The organism is Chryseobacterium suipulveris (assembly GCF_022811685.1).
Classification (GTDB): domain Bacteria; phylum Bacteroidota; class Bacteroidia; order Flavobacteriales; family Weeksellaceae; genus Kaistella; species Kaistella suipulveris.
Map to the genome: position 1 here is coordinate 852,562 of NZ_CP094532.1, position 20,456 is coordinate 873,017.

Here is a 20,456-nt window from a genome sequence, read left to right on the forward strand (position 1 = left end):
AGTGATCAAAAAAATTAGTTCCTAACTTTTTGAGGTTCCTTCCGAAACGGAAATTATCGACGCATCCGAGGAGTTCGACAATTACAGCCGACTGGTGAACCGCGCCGAAGATTTGGTGGAGAAGGTTTTGTGAATGGAAACCTGATTTTCGAAAACGGAGATTTCGTTGAAGACGGCAAAACGAAGAAATTCGGAAAGTTCCTGAAGGCGGGATAAGATCATTAAAACTTCAGTAACTTTATACCATGAAAAAAGTATTCTACCTGAAAACCTGCGGAACCAACAAGAAAATTATGGCCGACAAAGATCTGTCGGATTGGGAGCTGCGGGAAATAAAATCAGAACCGATCACGAAAGACGAACTGGCGGAAATGTACGCAAAAACCAAATCCTACGAAGCGCTTTTCAGCAAGAAATCCACCCAGATCAAAGCAAGAGGAATCGATGTGAAATCATTGCAGGAAAAGGATTTCAAAAAATTGTTGCTCGATCATTATTCGTTTTTGAAGCGGCCAGTTTTCATCACCGATAAAGAAATTTTTGTGGGAAACGACAAAAGCAATTTAGAAAATCTTACCGAATTTTTTGAAAGAAAATAATGCGTTGGCCGATCTTTTTGTTGTTGATTTTTTCGGTTGGTTTTTCTGCACAGACCGTTTACAAAACCCCATCTGGAAGCAAGTATCACTTGTCTAATTGTCGGATGGTGAAAAATGTATCTGCCGCGGTTTCTGTTTCACACGCGCAACAGCAGGGTTTGTCGCCCTGCAAAATTTGCAGACCGCCGTTTACTCCAGGATTGGGAATCATGAGCACGTCGAAAAAACCGGCTGGAATCAATTCAGGCAACCGATGTCCCGCAATTACAAAAGCAGGAACGCGCTGCAAAAGAAACACCAGAATCGGAAACAACTTCTGTTTCCAGCATCTCCCCAAATAGAAAAACCATCTGAACATCTCAACCGGTTTTCTCTTTTGTCTTTTTCCTTTTGTCTTGTTTCTTATACAAACGGCGTTTTCACCACTTTTGCAGGAACACTCTTATTCCTAATCTGGATGAAAATATCGGAACCTACTTTGAAGTGCGGTTTCGCAACATAAGCCAACCCGATTCCCACGTTTCTCATCGGACTCATTGTTCCCGAAGTCACTTTTCCGATCACGTTTCCGTCTGTGTCTACAACGGGATAGTCGTGTCTTGGGATTGCTCTTTCCTGCATTTCGAAACCGACTAATTTTCTGGTTACGCCTTCTTCCTTTTGTTTTGCAAATGTTTCTTTGTCCACAAAATCTTTGTCGAATTTCGTAATCCACCCCAATCCAGCTTCCATCGGCGAAGTCGTGTCGTCGATATCGTTTCCGTACAGGCAGAAACCTTTTTCAAGTCGCAAAGTGTCTCTCGAAGCCAGTCCGCAAGGAATCAGTCCGAATTCTTGTCCGGCGTCAGTCAAAGCGTCCCAAAGCTTCACCGCATCGTCATTTTTAAAATAAATCTCAAAACCGCCACTTCCCGTATAACCGGTGTTCGAAATAATCACATCGGCAACTCCCGCAACAGTTCCCTCCGTAAAATGGTAATACGGAATTTCCGAAAGATTAGTATCCGTAAGCTTTTGCAGCGTTTCGGTTGCTTTCGGACCCTGGATTGCGATCAGCGACATCTCGTCGGACACGTTCGTCAGTTTCGCCCCGAATTTCTCGTTGTATTTTTGCAGGTGATTCCAGTCTTTATCGATGTTAGAAGCGTTCACCACCACAAAATATTTTCCGTCGGCCATTTTGTAGATAATCAGGTCGTCCACAATTCCGCCGTTTCCGTTTGGCAAACAGTTATACTGCGCCTTTCCGTTTTCCAGCGTGTCCAGATTATTCGTCGTCACATATTGCAGCAGATCCTTTGCAGAATCGCCTTCCACAAAAAACTGCCCCATATGCGAAACGTCAAAAATTCCGACTTTTTCGCGCACTGCAAAGTGTTCTTCCGTCACACCAGAGTATTGCACAGGCATTTCGAACCCTGCAAAAGGAACCATTTTCGCACCCAGCGAAACGTGTTTGTTATAGAGCGCTGTTTTCTTTTCCATATCTAAATTTTCTTATTATTTCTAAATTCCCCTTCTCTGAAGGGGTGTCATCAACGAAGTTGAGGACCGGGTAGTTATTATCTAGGAGCAACCAGGTTTCGCATTCTTTGCAATTGCGGTCCCGCTTTCCATTCCAATCTTTTTTGCACCGGCGACGCCGCCACAAAAAAGGATTTCCATTTCAATCGGGGCTAAAAAGTCCTTTCGGTTTTACTTTCGAATTTTCTTAACCAACATTTCACCATTTATCGTCATCAGTAAAAACCTGAAACCTGAAATGCGAAGCATTCACGAACTCAAGTAAAAAAATAAATCAAATTGTGAGTAAACTTGAAACTTGAGACCTGAAACTCGAAACTAATAGCTTCAAACCTCAAACTCAAACTTCAAACTTCGTAATTCGTCCTTCCTACTTCGTCCTTCGTACTTCTAAAGGTGTTCTTTATACTCTTTTAGTATTATCTTAAACCATTCCGTGAAATTCTCCGGATTGTCGCTCATTTCGCGGTCCAGCTCTTCCATCGAGATATAGCGCACTTCCGAAACTTCCTCTTCGTTCAGTTGGAATCCGCCGTTATAATTCCCCGTGAAAACGTGGTCGCGTTCGTGTTCCCAAAGATTTCCGCCCACATCTGCTTTATAGATAAAGTGAAACTTCTCCGTGATTTCGGTATCGATTCCGAGTTCTTCCCTCAATCTGCGTTTTGCGCCTTTTTCGTAGGTTTCGTCGATTCGCGGGTGGCTGCAAACTGCGTTCGTCCACTGGTTCGGCGAGTGGTATTTTCCTGCAGCTCTTCGCTGGAGCAGGAGTTCGCCTTTGTCATTAAACAAAAAAACCGAAAACGCCCGGTGAAGGATTCCGTTTTCGTGTGCCTGCATTTTTTCCATTAATCCCAGAACTTCGTCGTTTTCCGAGATCAGTACTACCTGTTCTTCCATTCTCACAAATTTACGCCTTATTCATCAGCCAAAAAAATTTTTCCTCCGAAAAAGAGGTGGTGGTTTCCTGATGAGTGTTTAACTACATCAAAGATTCAATTGTATTCAAGCTAAAAAAATTTCCTTTAATCATTTGAAAATTTCAGGTTGGACAGCTGCTTTCGGTAAAATCCATTTCCTATGTTCGGAATACGATGTTCTACCACAATTGCCGATAAACAGTAGATTTTTTAGATTTAATTGATCGTTAATATCTTAATGGTTAAAAATTCGTAATTTTGCACCTTAAAATTTAATGATGGAATTAGAACATAAAGATCACGTAAGTCCGATTTTGAAAGACGGTGTAAAGAATTATCTGATCGATATCGACGGAACCATTACCGACGATGTTCCCAATGAGGAGCCCGAAAGAATGGTCACTTGCGAACCGTATCCCGACGCACTCGAAACCATTAACAGGTGGTACGATCAGGGACACATTATCTGCTTCTTCACGTCGCGAACTGAAAACCTGAAACAGATCACGATCGAATGGCTCGACAGACACGGATTCAAATACCACAGTGTTCTATGCGGAAAACCGAGAGGCGGGAATTACCACTGGATCGACAACCACCTCGTGAAGGCGACACGATACAAGGGGAAATTCACCGATATGGTTGAAAAGCAGGTAACCATCGAGGTTTTCAAAGATTAATAAGGAGCGGAATTCAAAATGAAAATATTAGCAAACGACGGACTCGACCAATCGGGAATCGATGCACTGACCGAAAAAGGTTTCGAAGTCATCACCAAAAAAGTTCCACAGGATTTCCTTGCGGATTTTATCAACGACCACCAGATTAAAACGCTTTTGGTAAGAAGTGCGACGCAGGTTCAGCGCGATCTGATCGACGCTTGTCCCTCTTTGGAAATCATCGGAAGAGGTGGAGTAGGAATGGACAATATCGATGTCGATTACGCACGCTCCAAAAACATCCACGTGATCAATACACCTGCAGCTTCTTCGGCTTCTGTGGCGGAATTGGTTTTCGCGCACCTGTTTTCGGGGGCGAGATTTCTTCAGGAATCCAACCGGCAGATGACTGTTTTGGGAAATACCGATTTCGCAAAACTGAAAAAGCAGTACGAAAAAGGAATCGAGCTCCGCGGTAAAACCATCGGGATTATCGGGATGGGAAGAATCGGGCAGGAAGTTGCCAAAATCGCACTCGGTTTGGGAATGCGCGTGATCGCCGCCGACAACAATATCGGGAGAGCAAGCATCAAGGTGAAGTTTTACAACAACCAGTTCATCAATGTAGATATCGAAACCGAACCGCTCGAAGGCGTTTTGAAACACGCAGACTTCATCACGCTCCACGTTCCTGCACAAAACAACGGCGCGATGATCGGCGAGAAGGAATTTGCGATGATGAAGGACGGTGTCGCCATCATCAACTGTTCCAGAGGCGGCGTAATCGATGAGGAAGCACTGATCGCTGCACTCGATTCTGGCAAAGTTGCTTTCGCAGGACTCGATGTTTTCACCAACGAACCGACTCCGTCAAAAGAAATTTTGAGCCACCCGAAAATTTCGCTTACTCCTCACACAGGAGCGTCAACAATTGAAGCGCAGGACAGAATCGGGATTTCGCTTGCCGAACAGATCTGTTCGATACTTCAGATTCACTAAGCATAAAAACCTGTTAAAATTTCTTCGAAAAATAAAACTAAATTTGCTCCCTTTAGGGACGGGGTAATCAAATTTAGGTTTATTTTGAGAATACGAAAACTAAGCATAAAAAAACCGCCCCAGATTTCTAGGCGGTTGTTTTTTTGGAGTCCAGATTATTTGTTTTTCAACAAATCTCTGATCTCAGTCAATAATTTTTGATCTTCTGTAGGTCCAGCTGGAGCTTCTTCTGCAGGTTTTTTCATTTTGTTGGCTGCCTTAATGATAAGGAACAAAACAAAAGCGATACACAGGAAACTGATTACCGCGGAAAGGAAGTTTCCATAAGTAACCCCGTTCCACGAAAGTTTCGCGATATTTTCAGCACCTGCAGCTTTCAAAGCTGGATTCAGCAGAAGTGGAGTGATTACGTCTTCAACCAAGGAAGAAACAATCTTACCGAAAGCAGCACCGATGATCACACCGACTGCCAAATCCAATACATTTCCTTTAAATGCAAATTCCTTAAATTCTTTTACAAATCCCATAGTTTATATTTTTAACGTTGATGCAAAAGTAGTGAATTAATTTAAAAATGAAAGTTGTTTATAAATTCCTGATTCTTTGAATGTAAAATGCGGTATTCTTTTGTAGTCACCTAGATTTTCTGTAATTTTAATGAAGGAAAATATCGATTGATTATGAAAATTTTCAATGCAGAACAGATCAGGAATTGCGATAAGTTCACCATCGAAAACGAGCCGGTTTCTTCACTCAATTTAATGGAGCGAGCTGCGGAAAGTTGCTGCGAATGGCTTCTGAAGCGTTTTAAAAATAATGAAACTTTCCAGATTTTTTGTGGTAATGGAAACAATGGCGGTGATGGATTTGCCGTGGCGAGAATGCTCTACCAAAAAGGGTTTGACGTGAATGTGTTCATCGATCAGACAAACGCAAATTTTTCTCCCGATGCAGCGATTAATTTTGAAAAAGTAAAAGGAATTTCGGGAATCGATATTTTTGATTTTAATGAATCGGCGAATTTTTCGTTTGAGAAGAACTCGGTGATTATCGATGCGCTTTTTGGTTCTGGACTTAACCGAAAACTGGAGGGGAAACCTGCGAAACTGATTCAGATTCTCAATCAGCTTCCTTACCGAAAAATTTCGATCGATATTCCGTCCGGACTTTTTGCCGATAAGCTCCCAGATGAAGATTCGGTGATTTTCAAAGCGGATGAAACGTTGAGTTTTCAGTGCTGGAAAAAGTCATTCCTTCATCCCGAAACTGGTTTTTTTTGTGGCAATGTTTCTGTCCTCGATATTGGTTTGAGTAAAACTTTTGTCGATGCTGAACCAACCAATGATTTTATCATTAATGATGAAATGATCCGAAAAATCTACCAACCGAGAAATGATTTTTCGCACAAAGGAACTTATGGTAAAGCTACGCTTGTTGCAGGAAGTTTCGGTAAAATCGGAGCCGCCGTTTTGGCGACGAAATCTGCATTGCGAACAGGAAGCGGACTGACTTTCGTTTGTGCGCCCAACTGCGGTTACGAAATTCTGCAATCGACCTGTCCTGAAGCAATGTTCATCAGTGGTGGAGAAAAAATAATTTCCAACATTGAAACGGAAAAAGATTCTGTCGTCGCGATCGGTCCAGGTTTGGGAACTGAAGATGGAACGGTGGCTGCATTATTACAATTCCTGAAAAATTACGACGAACCTTTGGTTTTAGATGCGGATGCTTTGAACATTATTTCCAAAGCTCCAGAAAATCTAAAAATGATTCCGAAAAACTCAGTCATTACGCCACATCCAAAGGAATTTGAGCGGCTTTTCGGGGTTTCAGAAAACTCATTTGAACGCCTGGAAACCGCAAAGAAAAACGCCCGAGAATTAGGAATCTACATTGTTTTAAAGGATCATCACACGCAAATCATCACTCCCGAAAATAAAGTTTTCTACAATATCACCGGAAATTCAGGAATGGCGAAAGGTGGAAGCGGAGATGTTTTGACAGGAATATTGGTGTCGCTTCTCGCACAGAATTATGCTCCAAAAAAGGCTGCAATTCTCGCAGTGTGGCTCCATGGAAAAGCCGGCGATTTAGCTGCAAAAAAATACTCGAAAGAGTCGATGCTGCTTTCAGATCTCATTGCTGAAATCGGAACTGTCTTTAAACAATTAAAATAGAAATTTTTTACTAACAACTGCAACCATTGCAACAACTGTAGCCATTGCAACAACTGCAACCATTGCAACAACTGTAACCATTGCAACAATTTACATGTCACTCAGGTTTTGCATTCTCTTCCTCAGTAATCGTCCTGTTTTTCGCGGTAAACATAATGACGAATCCCGCAATCATAAACGGAATCGACAGAACCTGACCCGTATTCAAACCTGCAAAATTGATGAACTCGTCTCCTTGCGGCTCTTTCAGGAATTCTACGAAGAAACGGATCGCCCAAAGAATAATGAAAAACAATCCGAAAAGCCAACCCTGTTGATATTTTTTGTTGGTGTATCGGTATAGAATCCAAAGCAAAACGAAGAGCAGAAAATATCCTCCCGCCTCGAAAAGTTGGGTCGGATAACGCGGGACAATCGCCCCGTATTCCGAACTCTGCTGTGGAAACAATACTGCAAATGGTGAGTTTTCCGGTGCTGGTTTCCCGATGATTTCGGAATTGAAAAAGTTCCCGATTCTCACGAAAGCTCCACCTAAAGCAACTACGATTCCCAAACGGTCATAAACCCAGAACGGATTTTTTTTGATGATTTTATAGGAATAATAAAGTGTGGTAAAAATCAATGCAATCGTCGCACCATGACTCGCCAATCCCGAAAATCCTGTGAATTCAAAATGAGGTTTCGTTCGGATCGGAAGAAAGACCGACCAGAAATCTTGCTTAAAAAGTTCCGGCTGGTAAAAAATAACATGTCCCATTCTCGCTCCGAAAATCGTCCCGACCAAAGTCCATGTGAAAAGCGGCTCCAGATATTTTTGGTGAACGTTGTCGATTTTGAAGATTTTGGTCATCAGAATATATCCCAATCCAAAAGCGAGGATAAACATCAAACTGTAGTAGTGGAGCGTAATCGGCCCCAAATGAATTCCCGTTTCAGGATTCCAGGTGGTATATAAAAATGTCAACATATTCAGAAAAAATATTTAAAATTTGAGGTTTGACGTTTAAGGTTTGAGGTTTGAAGTCCCAGGTTTCAAGTTTCAGGTTTCAAGTTTACTCACAATCTTATTTATTTTCTTAGATGAGTTCGTGAATGCTTCGCATTTCAAGTTTCATGTTTCGTTTTCACCTACAAATCTCAGTTTCCAAACAATATCACTTATCACCCATCACTTATCACTTATCACTCACCAACTCATCCACACTCCAACTTACCCACGCTCCAACTCACTTCCTCGGTACCGGATCATAACCTTCTCCTCCCCACGGATGACAGCGCAAAATCCTTTTTACACCGAGATAAAATCCCTTGAAAATCCCGTGAATCTGGAGTGCTTCCATCATATAATGAGAACAGGTCGGTTCGTATCGGCAATTTTTTGGCATCAACGGCGAAATGAACCATTGATAAATCTTAATTAAAACTACGAGCGGAAACGTGATGACCTTGTTAAAAGTGATTTTCAAAACAATGCAAAAATAAACTATTAATTCGAAATTTAAGATTCAAAATTCAAGATTCAAGATTCAAAATTTCTTTAACTTTGAACTTTGAATTGAACCAATTGCATCGATCGCGATTTGCGCCAAAAAGATTTGAATCACAATATCCCTTTAGCCGAAAAACTGAGACCGAAAACTTTGGATGAAGTTTTGGGGCAGGAACATTTAACCGGAAAAAACGGCACCATCCGAAAAATGCTGGAAAACGATTCGCTGAATTCGCTCATCTTTTGGGGACCGCCAGGAACTGGAAAAACCACTTTGGCAGAAATTATCTCCGAAAAATCGGGCAGGAAATTTTATAAACTTTCTGCGGTTTCTTCTGGTGTGAAGGATGTTCGTGACGTGATCGACGAAGCCAAAAAACAAAACCTTTTCTCCGGGAAGTCGCCCATTCTTTTTATTGATGAAATTCACCGCTTCAACAAATCGCAGCAGGATTCCCTGCTTCACGCTGTCGAGAAAGGATGGATTGTTCTGATTGGTGCGACGACAGAAAACCCAAGTTTTGAAGTTGTTTCCGCGCTTTTATCGCGAAGTCAGGTGTATGTTCTGAAATCCTTGAGTTTTGAAAAACTCGAAGAACTTGCGGAAATCTCTTTGAACAAATTTAACGAAGAAGAAAACACTTCATTTACAGTAAAAGACAAAGAAGCGTTCATTCAGTATTCTGGTGGCGACGCGAGAAAGCTGATCAATTCGGTGGAGTTGGTTCTGAATCAATTTAAGAATTCCAGAAAGAAGGAAATTACCAATGAAGACGTGATGTCGGTTTTGCAGGAAACCATGGCGCTTTACGATAAGAATGGTGAACAACACTACGATATTATTTCGGCATTCATCAAATCGATGCGCGGTTCCGATCCGAACGGTGCGGTGTATTGGTTGGCGAGAATGTTGGTGGGCGGTGAAGATATCAAATTTATTGCAAGAAGAATGGTGATTCTTGCGGCGGAAGATATCGGTTTGGCAAATCCGAATGCATTGGTGGTCGCGAATAACTGTTTTCAGGCAATCAACGTCATCGGAAATCCTGAGGCGAGAATTATTCTGAGTGAGACCGCGGTTTATCTGGCGGTTTCCCCAAAATCCAATTCAACTTATGTGGCGATCAATGAAGCGATGGCTTTTGTAAAGAAGACAGGAAATCTCCCGGTTCCGCTTCATTTGCGAAATGCGCCTACCAAACTGATGAAAGATTTGGATTACGGTAAAAATTACGGCTATGCACATTCGCACGAAGGAAATTTTGTAGATCTTGAATTTCTGCCCGAAGAAATCCGGGGGACAAAGTTTTATGAACCCGGAAATAATTCCACTGAGAATAAGATCGCGGAAGAGCTTAAAAAGAAATGGAAAGACAAGTATTGATCTCCCCGAAAAACATTTGAGAATTATTTCGTTGATTTCCAGATGTTTTTTTATCTTTAAGTCAAATTATTCGAGATGAAGAATTTTTATTTTCTCCCTATGTTTTTGGCGCTTTTTGTGAATGTTTCGGCACAAAGTTTTTTCGAAAATAAAAGTGTTGTCGATCAGGAAATCGCGCGTTACCACAAAATGGTCGATTTCAACATCAATCCCAATACCTTAAATTACGATATCAAATACCAAAGGTTGGATCTGCAGCTTGATCCCAATATTTTGTGGGTTGCAGGTTCTGTGACTTCGCATTTTTTGGCAAAGGAAAATCTTTCGAATATTTACTTTGATTTTACCAATACGATTCCCGTTTCTCAAGTTACTTATCACGGACAAATTTTAAATTTTCAGCAGATTTCGACCAAGGAACTAAAAATTGATTTTCCTACGACAATTGCTACTAATTCGCTGGATTCATTGACGATTCATTATTCGGGAGTTCCTGACAATTCTGGACGAACTTCTTTCTATGTCGGCAGCAAGTACGGGAATCCGACTCTGGCAACGCTTTCAGAACCTTATGGTGCGCAAAACTGGTTTCCAACCAAGCAAAGTATGAACGACAAGATCGACCGCTTTGATTTCAAAATTACCACACCCGATCAGTTTGATGTGGCTGCAAACGGAAAACTGATGTCGGAAACGCCGCTTCCCAATAATCAGAAAATGACTTTCTGGCGAACTCAATATCCAATGGCGGCTTATCTTGCGGCGGTTTCGATCGGAAAATTTACGAAGATGAATGATGTAATGGGAGCATCCAATTTTCCGTTTGTAAACTATATCTATAATGAAACAGCTACGAGCAGCGCAATTCTCGCCAATCTTGAGTGGACGAAGACCGCAATGAATATTTTTGAAAACCATTTCGGACCCTATCCTTTTTCAAATGAAAAGTATGGACACATGGAGTTTAACGTAAACGGAGCGGCGATGGAGCATCAGACGATGTCTTCAATGGGCGATTTCGGAAAAGGTACGATCGCGCACGAATTGGCTCACCAATGGTTTGGCGACAAAATTACATGTGGAAGCTGGAACGATATCTGGCTAAATGAGGGATTTGCAACCTTTGGCGAACATCTGATTTTCGAGAAAAATTTGATGAGTCAGCCAGAGTTTATGAATTATCTGCAAGCTCAGCTGAACGATATTACAAGTTTGCCAAATGGGAGCATTTATGTGAGCGATTCCAATTTGGGAAATGTTCCGGTCGTGTTCAGCGGACGACTCAGTTATCGGAAAGGTGGCTATGTCTTGAGAATGATGAAATGGATTTTGGGCGATGATGTGTTTTACCAACTTCTTAGGGATTACACTGCAAATCCTTCATTTGTTTATGGTTACGCAAAAACGGAAGACTTCAAGAACCAGATTTTGGTTTCTACCGGAAAAGATTTTACAGGTTTCTTTAATGATTGGATTTATGGGCAAGGTTATCCGACTTACACCATAAAGTGGAACCAGATTCCAGGAAATCCGAATGTGGCTTTTTCGGTTTCCCAGATCCAAAGTGATTCGTCGGTAGATTTTTTTGAGCTTCCGTTACCGGTGAAAGTTGTCGGAACCAATGGCGAAATTGCGAATTTGGTTTTGGATCATAGTTACAACAATCAGCAGTTTTCGCAGCCCGTAAATTTTCAAGTCGCAAGTGTCACTTTTAATGATGAACGGCAAATTATCGAGAAGAATTCTGCAGTCGTTTTTGATCCCTCGCTGTCGGTAATTTCAAGTGAAAATCAGAGAATAGCATTGTATCCTAATCCGGTGCAAAATGAAATCTTTTTTAATGGAATTCAGAAAGTTTCGAAGTATGAAATTTTTTCCTTGGATGGAAAGTTGGTAATTACCGGAAATTATCATCCACCGAAAGGAATCGCGGTGAATATTCTTTCCAAAGGAACCTATCTCATCAAAATCAACGGGCGCTCTTTTAAGTTTATTAAAGAATAATTGGAATTTACAAAAACAACAGAGAACTGCGCATATGCAACAGTTCTCTGCAACAAAATAAATTGAATGAAATGATATCTGCTTTAGCTTACGCTTTTACCTCGGCGTTGATCCCTTCGCTAATCGCTCCGCTGGAAACCGCGATTTCAGGCATTGCGTAGATGTGGGATTTTGCACGGAGTTCCACGATTTTCTTGATGTAGTTCAGGTCTTTCGCTTCTTCCAGAGTCATATCCTGGAATTCGTAGATTTTCACCACATCGTTTCGCTCGAAGGATTTCTTCACTTGGTCGAGTTCCTCTTCATTTTGCACGACGACACTGGTAATCAGTTTGTCCTGCTCGATTTTTTCTGTGTAAAGGGTTTCCTGCCCGAAAAGCCGTTTCCAAAAGTTTCTTTTCACTTCAGGAGCGTTTTCACGGTCGGTTCGGTAGATGATATAATCCTGGTCTTCGAACCCGAATTCTTCTAAACTTGCCGAAACATCTTTCGCTTGATCTTGACTTGGGAATAATCCGACAACGGTGTAATTCATATCGTATTTTTTAATGGTATTATTTTCAATGCAAAGATACGTCTATTTTATTTGTAAAATGTTAAAAAATAAAAAATTAACAGAAAATTGATAAAAATCAGCTTTATTTTTATTAAATAAATAATGATTGATTTTACAAAATTTCATCAATGTGACGAGAATGTTTAAAGGAAAGTATCTTATTGTCAGGAAAGGTCGCAAAAGAATAATTTACAATCCTTAAATTTGCCTTTTCCTTAAAATCTTTAATAATAATGAATATTGTCCTGGCTTCAACTTCCACGCTTTTTGGCGGCAACTATCTGGAATATTTAACCGATGAAATTGTAAAACTTTTTGCGGGAATTGACGACATTGTGTTCGTACCTTTTGCTAGACCATGCGGAATTTCACACGATGCGTACACGGAAAATGCTCGGAAATTTTTTGCTAAATTAAATATCCGTGTAAAAGGACTTCACGAGTTTGAGGATAAAGTTAGGGCAGTAAACGAAGCGAAAGGTTTTTTTACCGGCGGCGGAAATACTTTTCTGTTGGTAAAGACGCTCCACGAAGAAGGTTTGATGACGGTCATTAAACAAAATGTGGAAAGCGGAAAACCTTATCTCGGAACAAGCGCCGGTTCCAATATTGGCGGACTAAATATGAAAACCACGAACGATATGCCGATCGTCTATCCACCGAGTTTTGACTGTATGGGATTGGTTCCGTTCAACCTCAATCCGCATTATCTGGATCCAAATCCCGATCTGAAACACAACGGCGAAACCCGGGAAACAAGAATTAGAGAGTTTTTGACTCAGAATGATACCAAAGTAGTTGGACTTCGCGAAGGGAACTGGATCCGAAAAATTGACAACAGAATTACCGTTGAAGGTTCGGAGTTCACGAGGATTTTCGAGAAAGGGAAGGAGCCATACGAAATTCCACCAGGTTCGGAATTATGATTATGGAGCCCAGTTTTTTTCGATTAATTTCATTAAAAATTCTGGGCAGCGCACGATTTTATGGGTTTGCGAATCCAGAAAAAAAAGCGTAGTTTTAGCTTCCGTGATTTTTTGTTTGGCGTCGTTGTAGATTTCGTACTCAAACTCAATTTTCACGCCCGGAATTTTTTTGATGTAAGTATGGATTTCCAAAACTTGGTCATAAAAAGCCGGCTTTAAGTACTTGATGCTGTACTCGGAAACGGGAAGCCAAATTCCCTGGTTTTCAATTTCGTCATACGGCATTCCGAGCTCGCGGAAAAGTTCGACTCTTGCCACCTCAAAGTATTCGGCGTAGTTGCCGTAATAGACATATTTCATAGGGTCGGTTTCCCCGTAACGTACTCTTATTGAGTGGGTTGTATGTATCATTTTAAGTAATAAATCGGTCATACAAATATATTTTTTAATAATCAATAGCACAACGATTTTTTTTTCATAATATAAAATTCGATATTTGTGTTCTCTCTTAAAAACAAACCAAAGGAAAAATTGCTGGTAGAAAAATGGACGAAAATTTAACGCTTATATGGGGAAGATGCTTACAGTTTATGAGGGATAACCTGAATGCAGCTGAAGACAATACCGACCTGAAAAAACTTGAGAATTCATTTGATCTGCTTTTTGATAACGTGCAACCGGTTTCACTGGTGAGCAACAATCTTACGCTTTTGGTTCCAAGTGATTTTTATAAGGAGTATATCGAAGACAATTACCTGTCTTTGCTATCGGCTGCGTTAAAGAAAAATATCGGAAAAGGCGTGAAACTTTGGTATTCTGTGATGGAAAACAAACCGTCGGGACAGGATTCGCCAATCACGGTGAACCAAAAAGGGAAGAGCATTGCAACTCCGAAAATTCAGGAAGCTTTGCCGCCTTCGATGGCTGCGAATCTGATCAACCCGTTCGTGGTTCCCGGAATGCAGAAGGTAAAAATCGATTCCAACCTGAAAGCAGATTTTTCGTTTGACAATTATGTGGAAGGAGAGAGCAACAAGTTTGCTTCTACGGTTGCAAAGTCGATCGCGAAAAGACCTGGAGCAACTGCATTTAACCCACTGTTTCTGTACGGAGGTTATGGTGTTGGAAAAACGCACCTTGGTCACGCCATTGGTTTGGAAGTGAAAAACGCATTTCCGGATAAAGTGGTTTTATATTTATCTTCGGAGAAATTTATCCAACAATTCGTTTCCGCTGCAAAAGCGCATAAACAGACAGAGTTTGCCAATTTCTACCAAATGGTGGATGTGCTGATTATCGACGATATCCAGTTCCTTTCCGGAAAAAAATCAACTCAGGACAGCTTCTTCCATATTTTCGATTACCTGCACCAAAACGGAAAGCAGATCATCCTTACTTCAGATAAAGCACCGGTTGATATTCTCGATATTCAGGAAAGGATTGTTTCCCGGTTCAAATGGGGACTTTCCGCGGAAATCAAGTCGCCGGATTTTGATACCAGAAGAAAAATCATCGTTGATAAACTCAGCCGCGACGGAATTGTACTCACCGAAGATATGCTCGATTTCCTAGCATCGGAAGTGAAAACCAATGTGCGCGAACTGATCGGAGTAATTAACTCGGTGATCGCTTATTCGACAATTTATAAGTCAGATCTTAGTTTGGAACTTTTGAAGGAGACCATCAACAAAATTGCTGCGAACCAGAAAAAGGTCATCAACATTCCTTACATCCAGGATGTGGTTTGCGAGTATTTCGGAATCCAACGCGAGCAGCTTTTATCGAAAACCAGAAAAAGGGAAATCGCTTTGCCACGACAGTTGGCGATGTATTTTGCAAAAGAATTTACCAACGCAACCTTTACCAAAATCGGTGAAGAAATGGGCGGAAAAGACCACTCAACCGTAATGTACGCTTGTGATACGATCAAGGATGTTTCCAAAATCGACAAGGAACTGAAAAAATATGTGAAGGAACTCACGGAGAAAATCAAACAGTAAAAGTCGGAAGTCCGCAGTCGGAAGTCCGAAGAAAAAATATATAATAATAAATGAAGAGTAGCAATATTCTTCATTTTTTTTAAAATCACTTATCACTCATCACCTATTACCTATGAAGTTATTGATGGTTTGCCTCGGCAATATTTGTAGAAGTCCGCTCGCGGAAGGAATTATGAAGTCGAAACTTCCCGAAATTTTTCACATCGATTCGGCGGGAACGATTTCCCAGCACGAAGGAGAACATCCCGACAAAAGGGGAATTGCCACCGCGAAAAACCACGGAATCGATATTTCAAAACAAAGATCGCGACCCATTACCAAACAAGATTTGGAAGATTTCGACAAAATCTACTGCATGGATTTAAGCGTTTACGAAGACGTGATTTCAATGGCGAAAGACGAGGAGCAACGCAAAAAAATCTCACTTTTCTTAGAAGAAGCAGGCGAAACAGGAAACAACACCGATGTCTTCGATCCGTATTGGAGCGATATGGACGGCTTTGAGAAAGTTTATCAGGTATTGGAAAAAGCAAGTTCGGTGATCGCGAAGAAATTGCAAGCGCAATAATTGGTATTTTGTTTGTACGGAAATTATACGTACATTTGAACAAAAGATTGAAATGCAGACAAAAACTTTAAATACGAAACAGGCAAGATTCGACACCCGTCTTTCTCAGGAGCAAAAGGATGCTTTTGAAAAAGCTTCTGTTTTAGGTGGGTTCAGGAATTTCTCGGATTTTGTCATTACCGCGATCCAGGAAAAGGCGGATAAAATTTTTGAAGAGAATGAAAGAATTCTCGCTTCTGAAAAAGATAATGAGTTGTTTTTTGAGGCGATTTTTGACAGTCCAAAACCTAACAAAAATCTTTCTAAGGCATTAGAAGATTACAAAAAAGCGGTTTCCTAATTGGATTTTTTCACCGAAATATTAAACTCAAAACATATCCGCAAAGATTTTTCTTGTGGTAAACCGATGCTTGATGATTATTTTCAGAAGCAGGCAAATCAGGATATGAAGAAGAAACTTTCGGTTTGCTTTGTGAGAACAGAGGGTGCCGATCATTTGGTTTCTGGTTTTTACACGCTCTCCAATGCAAGTGTTCCTTTGGAAAATATCCCCGAGAAATTCAGCAAAAAGTTTCCTAAGTCGTACGTTAAAATTCCTGCGACTTTACTGGGGAGATTGGCGGTTGATCAGAATTTCAAGGGACAAAATATCGGAAAGCTTCTTCTGATTGACGCATTACGCAGGAGTTTGGAAATTTCTGAAAAGATCGGTTCATTCGCTGTAATCGTAGATCCGATCGATCTCGATGCCGAAAAATTTTACGAAAAATTCGGATTCATCAAACTTTCAGACAGCGGCAAAATGTTTCTCCCGATGAACACGATTAAAAGTCTTTTTTCTCAACCTTAACCTTAACCTAAGAATCGAATGTTGTTCCTCATTCCCGCTTATCTTTCAGAAAACTCGCCCATCGATTATTTTGCTCCCGTTATTAAGGAGTATATTTTGAAGACCGACTATTTTTTTGTGGAAAATGAAAAAACTGCAAGAAAGGTCATCAAGTTTTTTGCGCCCGAGAAGAAACAGCCGGATCTGAAACTTTTTCTTTTAGACAAATACCCTGAGAATACAGATTTAAAGGAAGCTCAATCGCTGATGAAAAGTGGACAGGATTTTGGGTTGCTTTCCGAAGCTGGACTTCCTTGTATTGCAGATCCGGGAAATCTGATGGTGAAGTGGTGCCACGAAAATAAAGTGAAAGTTATTCCCATTAATGGACCTTCGTCGATTATTTTGGCGCTGATTTCAAGTGGTTTTAATGGGCAGGAATTTACCTTCCACGGTTATCTTCCAATCGACAAATCCGAGAAAAGACAGAAGATCCAGTTTCTGGAAAGTCAGGTGCAGAAAACGGGTTATTCGCAGATTTTTATGGAAACGCCATACAGAAACAACCAGCTTTTGGAAGACTTGATCAAGTTTTTGAATCCTAACACAAAACTCTGCATCGCCGCCAATATCAACGACCCGAATGAGGAATTCATCAAGACTTTAACCATGAAAGAATGGCAAAAACAAAAACCGGAACTCCATAAGATTCCGGCAGTTTTTGTTTTGGGGAAATAGGAATTTATTTCTCGTAATAGTGCGTCAGTTCCGCGTAATCGTCGTCTTTCAGACTTAGGTTTGTGGCGTCAATATTGACGATTATTTTTTCGCCGTAATTAGAAAATACGATGAATGTTTTTTCGGTGTGGTCGGTTGAAGTCGTTCCTTTTTGAATCGAGTAGGTTCCTTCATGCTTTACCACGTCGTTTTCGGCAATTTTATAATGGCTGTTTTCAGAAATCGTCAGTTTGCGCGCGATTCCAGACAAATCGGGACTATCTACGATATTTCCACTCGGGTTTCTTGTCGCCTTCCAATTCCAGGTTCCGATGTATTGGTCGTTATTCAGTTCGTCTTCCCGCGTTCCGCACTGTATGAGGAACAAAAACAGAAAGGGTAGGAGCAGAAGCAGTTTTTTCATTGTTTAATATTTTTAGCAAAGATAAGGGTTGATGTGGACTAAATTCGCAACTATTTCTCCATTAAACGCGTTAACTGACCAAAATCAATATCTTATTCCCCATTTTTTCAGCAAAAAATGCAATAGCCAAATTGGCCCAACTAATAGAAACTGCAAATCTTTCAGGAAGCTGGGTTTCCTGCCTTCGATTTTATGTCCGTAAAATTGTCCGATCCATGAAAGAACGAAAACCGCCAGAAAATTGATCCAGGATTGGTGCTGGAATTTTACATTGATAAAATAAACCAAATGTTCCATTAAAAGCATTACGAAAATCATTATTAATGCAATGCGCCACGACAATCTAAAGTAAAACAGCGTAACCAAAGCGATCGCAATAATTGAAACGATGCTGATTGCCCCAAAATATATCACAAAAAAATGTGGCGAAGGAATGATGGAAATAAACCCGAGAATGCTCCAAAAAATCAGCGGGACACAAATCCAGTGGATGGTTTTGTTGGTGGGATTTTGGTGACTTTCGGCGTACTCGGCGAAGAGTTGATCGATTTTTCTCATAATTTCAAATTATAAGCTAAAATTAAAAAAGATTCGGGAAAATTCCTGAATCTTTTTTATGTCTATCTTTTTATTTGATTTCTTACCCTATTTCTATTCCGTTTTCCACTTTTTCGTCAGGAGTTACGAAAGCGAGTTTCCCGTCGGGTTTTGTGGTGAGGAGCAGCATTCCCTGAGATTCGATTCCGCGGATTTTTCTTGGAGCAAGATTCAGCAAAATCATTACCTGCTTTCCGATACATTCTTCAGGAGTAAAGCTTTCAGCGATTCCTGAAACTACGGTTCTCACGTCAACGCCGGTATCGACTTTAAATTTCAAAAGCTTGTCGGCTTTTTCCACTTTCTCGGCTTCGAGGATGGTTGCAGTTCTGAGGTCGATTTTGGTAAAGTCGTCAAAAGTGATTTCGTCTTTCATTGGATTGGCGTTTGGATTTGTTTTCTTGTTGGATTGTTTGGTGTTTTCAAGTTTCTGTATCTGGAAGTCGATGGTTTCGTCTTCTATTTTTGAAAACAGTAATTCTGCAGGATTGATTTGATGACCTGTCTTTACAAGGATTTTCTCATTTTCGATTTCCTTCCAGCTCATTTGCTGCACATTGAACATCTTCAATAATTTCTCTGAAGAGAAAGGCATGAACGGTTCGCAAACCTGCGCTAATCCCACCGCAATCTGTGCCGCGACGAACAGTGAGTTTGCTGCTTTTTCGCGCTGATCTTTGATGGTTTTCCAAGGTTCTTCGGTTTGAAGATACTGGTTCCCGAATCGTGCGAGATTCATTAATGAAGACAACGCGTTTCGGAATTCGAAGTTTTCGAGGAAGTCCTCGATTTCTTTTGCAGACTTGGAAACTTCATCGAGCTCATCGGAATTTTCGTTACCTGCTGGAACAATTCCGTCATAATATTTATGAATTAAAACCGCAACTCTATTGATAAAATTACCGAATATCCCAACCAACTCCGAATTGTTTTTGGTTTGAAAATCCTTCCAGGTGAAGTTGTTGTCCTTGGTTTCGGGAGCGGATGAAAGCAACGCGTACCTCAATACATCCTGTTGTCCAGGGAATTCTTCCACATATTCGTGTGCCCAAACTGCCCAGTTTCGGGAAGTCGAGATTTTGTCGTTTTCTAAATTTAAGAATTCAAAGGCGGGAACATTCTTCGGCATCACGTAATCTCCGTGCGCCTTCATCATCGCTGGGAAAATAATGCAGTGGAAAACGATATTGTCTTTCCCGATGAAATGAATGAGGTCCGAGTTTTCGTTCTGCCAAAAATCTTTCCATTTTTTTCCATTCTTTTCCGCCCATTCCTGGGTGAAGGAAATGTAACCGATCGGTGCATCAAACCACACGTAAAGCACTTTTCCATCTGCATCCGGAAGCGGAACCGGAACTCCCCAGTTCAAATCTCTGGTCATCGCTCTGGGTTTGAGACCGTCGTTCAGCCACGATTTTACCTGTCCGTAAACATTGGGTTTCCAGTCGTCTTTATGGCCTTCAATAATCCATTCGTTTAAGAAATCCTCATATTCATTTAATGGAAGATACCAGTTTTTGGTTTCCCTCAAAATAGGAACATTTCCGCTCAGCATCGATTTGGGGTTGATAAGTTCGGATGGCGAAAGTGTGGAGCCACATTTTTCGCACTGGTCTCCGTACGCATTTTCGTTGCCGCAGTTCGGGCAGGTTCCAACGATATAACGGTCGGCAAGGAATTCATTGGCTTGCTCATCGAAATACTGCTCGGAAACTTCTTCGGTAAACTTACTTTTATTATATAGTGTAGTGAAAAAATCTTGGCTTACTTCGTAATGTTTCTTGGAAGTGGTCCTGGAATATTCGTCAAAGGAAATTCCTAAATCGCTGAAAGATTTCTTGATGATTTTGTGGTATTTATCGACGATATCCTGCGGAGTCACTCCCTCTTTCTTAGCGCGGATCGTGATGGGAATACCGTGTTCATCGGAACCGCAGATAAACGCCACCTCTTTTCCCAATCTTCTCTGAAATCTCGCGTACACATCGGCGGGAACGTAAACTCCGGCTAAATGCCCTATATGAACCGGTCCGTTTGCGTAAGGCAAAGCTGCCGTGATCATCTTTCTTTCTGACATAGTTTAT

The 20,456-nt window shown here is 41.0% G+C and carries 24 protein-coding genes; 12 read left to right on the forward strand and 12 right to left on the reverse strand.

Annotated features, from left to right (window positions below):
* Positions 1-81: 81 nt before the first annotated feature.
* A complete protein-coding gene (locus MTP09_RS04030) occupies positions 82-222 on the reverse strand; it encodes a hypothetical protein (protein ID WP_243550722.1) in 141 nt (46 codons plus the stop codon).
* Positions 223-245: 23 nt separating this feature from the next.
* On the opposite strand from MTP09_RS04030, the gene MTP09_RS04035 reads away from it, so the two are divergent.
* A complete protein-coding gene (locus MTP09_RS04035) occupies positions 246-599 on the forward strand; it encodes an arsenate reductase family protein (RefSeq protein WP_243550723.1) in 354 nt (117 codons plus the stop codon).
* An 85-nt stretch (positions 600-684) separates the two neighbouring features.
* Here the strand turns inward: MTP09_RS04035 and MTP09_RS04040 are convergent, their stop codons facing one another.
* The 3 genes from MTP09_RS04040 to idi all read right to left on the reverse strand — a co-directional run bounded on the left by MTP09_RS04040 (position 685) and on the right by idi (position 3,023).
* Positions 685-957, reverse strand: a complete 273-nt coding sequence (locus MTP09_RS04040) for a hypothetical protein (RefSeq protein WP_243550724.1) — start codon at positions 955-957, stop codon at positions 685-687.
* A 44-nt stretch (positions 958-1,001) separates the two neighbouring features.
* On the reverse strand, positions 1,002-2,084 hold the full coding sequence (gene gcvT, locus MTP09_RS04045; protein WP_243550725.1) for a glycine cleavage system aminomethyltransferase GcvT: 1,083 nt from the start codon (positions 2,082-2,084) through the stop codon (positions 1,002-1,004).
* A gap of 429 nt (positions 2,085-2,513) precedes the next feature.
* On the reverse strand, positions 2,514-3,023 hold the full coding sequence (idi, locus tag MTP09_RS04050; RefSeq protein WP_243550726.1) for an isopentenyl-diphosphate Delta-isomerase: 510 nt from the start codon (positions 3,021-3,023) through the stop codon (positions 2,514-2,516).
* 298 nt (positions 3,024-3,321) lie between these two features.
* Here idi and MTP09_RS04055 point away from each other — a divergent pair, with 298 nt between their 5' ends.
* Both MTP09_RS04055 and MTP09_RS04060 read left to right on the forward strand, forming a co-directional pair.
* Complete coding sequence (locus tag MTP09_RS04055; protein WP_243551592.1) at positions 3,322-3,723, forward strand: LNS2 domain-containing protein; 402 nt, start codon at positions 3,322-3,324, stop codon at positions 3,721-3,723.
* Between the two features lie 18 nt (positions 3,724-3,741).
* Positions 3,742-4,701 carry a D-2-hydroxyacid dehydrogenase gene (locus tag MTP09_RS04060; protein ID WP_243550727.1) on the forward strand — a complete coding sequence of 320 codons (960 nt, stop codon included), beginning with the start codon at positions 3,742-3,744 and terminating at the stop codon, positions 4,699-4,701.
* Between the two features lie 155 nt (positions 4,702-4,856).
* On the opposite strand, the gene mscL is transcribed toward MTP09_RS04060, so the two are convergent.
* Positions 4,857-5,228, reverse strand: a complete 372-nt coding sequence (mscL, locus tag MTP09_RS04065) for a large conductance mechanosensitive channel protein MscL (protein ID WP_243550728.1) — start codon at positions 5,226-5,228, stop codon at positions 4,857-4,859.
* 153 nt (positions 5,229-5,381) lie between these two features.
* Between mscL and MTP09_RS04070 the strand changes: the two genes are divergently transcribed.
* Positions 5,382-6,878 carry an NAD(P)H-hydrate dehydratase gene (locus MTP09_RS04070; RefSeq protein WP_243550729.1) on the forward strand — a complete coding sequence of 499 codons (1,497 nt, stop codon included), beginning with the start codon at positions 5,382-5,384 and terminating at the stop codon, positions 6,876-6,878.
* A 97-nt stretch (positions 6,879-6,975) separates the two neighbouring features.
* On the opposite strand, the gene lgt is transcribed toward MTP09_RS04070, so the two are convergent.
* Together lgt and yidD are read right to left on the reverse strand one after the other, a co-directional pair.
* Positions 6,976-7,845, reverse strand: a complete 870-nt coding sequence (gene lgt, locus MTP09_RS04075) for a prolipoprotein diacylglyceryl transferase (RefSeq protein WP_243550730.1) — start codon at positions 7,843-7,845, stop codon at positions 6,976-6,978.
* Positions 7,846-8,104: 259 nt separating this feature from the next.
* The gene (gene yidD, locus MTP09_RS04080; protein ID WP_243550731.1) at positions 8,105-8,344 is read right to left on the reverse strand and encodes a membrane protein insertion efficiency factor YidD; all 240 of its coding nucleotides are present in this window, start codon (positions 8,342-8,344) and stop codon (positions 8,105-8,107) included.
* A gap of 129 nt (positions 8,345-8,473) precedes the next feature.
* Between yidD and MTP09_RS04085 the strand changes: the two genes are divergently transcribed.
* Positions 8,474-9,751 (forward strand): replication-associated recombination protein A, encoded by a 1,278-nt coding sequence (locus MTP09_RS04085; RefSeq protein WP_243550732.1) that lies wholly within the window; start codon positions 8,474-8,476, stop codon positions 9,749-9,751.
* A gap of 75 nt (positions 9,752-9,826) precedes the next feature.
* Entirely contained in the window at positions 9,827-11,755 is a 1,929-nt protein-coding gene (locus tag MTP09_RS04090; RefSeq protein WP_243550733.1) for a M1 family aminopeptidase, read from the forward strand.
* Between the two features lie 88 nt (positions 11,756-11,843).
* Here MTP09_RS04090 and MTP09_RS04095 read toward each other — a convergent pair whose 3' ends face one another.
* A complete protein-coding gene (locus MTP09_RS04095) occupies positions 11,844-12,290 on the reverse strand; it encodes a hypothetical protein (RefSeq protein ID WP_243550734.1) in 447 nt (148 codons plus the stop codon).
* Positions 12,291-12,544: 254 nt separating this feature from the next.
* Between MTP09_RS04095 and pepE the strand changes: the two genes are divergently transcribed.
* Positions 12,545-13,237 carry a dipeptidase PepE gene (gene pepE / locus MTP09_RS04100; protein WP_243550735.1) on the forward strand — a complete coding sequence of 231 codons (693 nt, stop codon included), beginning with the start codon at positions 12,545-12,547 and terminating at the stop codon, positions 13,235-13,237.
* Here pepE and MTP09_RS04105 read toward each other — a convergent pair whose 3' ends face one another.
* Positions 13,238-13,648 carry an acyl-CoA thioesterase gene (locus MTP09_RS04105; protein WP_243550736.1) on the reverse strand — a complete coding sequence of 137 codons (411 nt, stop codon included), beginning with the start codon at positions 13,646-13,648 and terminating at the stop codon, positions 13,238-13,240. It lies immediately after the preceding gene.
* A gap of 134 nt (positions 13,649-13,782) precedes the next feature.
* Here MTP09_RS04105 and dnaA point away from each other — a divergent pair, with 134 nt between their 5' ends.
* The 5 genes from dnaA to MTP09_RS04130 all read left to right on the forward strand — a co-directional run bounded on the left by dnaA (position 13,783) and on the right by MTP09_RS04130 (position 17,372).
* A complete protein-coding gene (gene dnaA, locus MTP09_RS04110; protein ID WP_243550737.1) occupies positions 13,783-15,237 on the forward strand; it encodes a chromosomal replication initiator protein DnaA in 1,455 nt (484 codons plus the stop codon).
* A 112-nt stretch (positions 15,238-15,349) separates the two neighbouring features.
* The gene (locus tag MTP09_RS04115; RefSeq protein WP_243550738.1) at positions 15,350-15,805 is read left to right on the forward strand and encodes a low molecular weight protein-tyrosine-phosphatase; all 456 of its coding nucleotides are present in this window, start codon (positions 15,350-15,352) and stop codon (positions 15,803-15,805) included.
* Positions 15,806-15,857: 52 nt separating this feature from the next.
* Complete coding sequence (locus tag MTP09_RS04120; RefSeq protein ID WP_243550739.1) at positions 15,858-16,145, forward strand: type II toxin-antitoxin system TacA family antitoxin; 288 nt, start codon at positions 15,858-15,860, stop codon at positions 16,143-16,145.
* The gene (locus MTP09_RS04125) at positions 16,146-16,655 is read left to right on the forward strand and encodes a GNAT family N-acetyltransferase (protein ID WP_243550740.1); all 510 of its coding nucleotides are present in this window, start codon (positions 16,146-16,148) and stop codon (positions 16,653-16,655) included. It begins immediately after the preceding gene.
* Positions 16,656-16,673: 18 nt separating this feature from the next.
* A complete protein-coding gene (locus MTP09_RS04130) occupies positions 16,674-17,372 on the forward strand; it encodes an SAM-dependent methyltransferase (RefSeq protein WP_243550741.1) in 699 nt (232 codons plus the stop codon).
* 4 nt (positions 17,373-17,376) lie between these two features.
* On the opposite strand, the gene MTP09_RS04135 is transcribed toward MTP09_RS04130, so the two are convergent.
* The 3 genes from MTP09_RS04135 to metG all read right to left on the reverse strand — a co-directional run bounded on the left by MTP09_RS04135 (position 17,377) and on the right by metG (position 20,449).
* A complete protein-coding gene (locus MTP09_RS04135; protein WP_243550742.1) occupies positions 17,377-17,775 on the reverse strand; it encodes a hypothetical protein in 399 nt (132 codons plus the stop codon).
* Between the two features lie 84 nt (positions 17,776-17,859).
* Positions 17,860-18,333 (reverse strand): Mpo1 family 2-hydroxy fatty acid dioxygenase, encoded by a 474-nt coding sequence (locus tag MTP09_RS04140; RefSeq protein ID WP_243550743.1) that lies wholly within the window; start codon positions 18,331-18,333, stop codon positions 17,860-17,862.
* Positions 18,334-18,415: 82 nt separating this feature from the next.
* Positions 18,416-20,449, reverse strand: coding sequence for a methionine--tRNA ligase (gene metG, locus MTP09_RS04145; protein WP_243550744.1), 2,034 nt, complete (start codon positions 20,447-20,449; stop codon positions 18,416-18,418).
* Between the last annotated feature and the right edge of the window lie 7 nt (positions 20,450-20,456).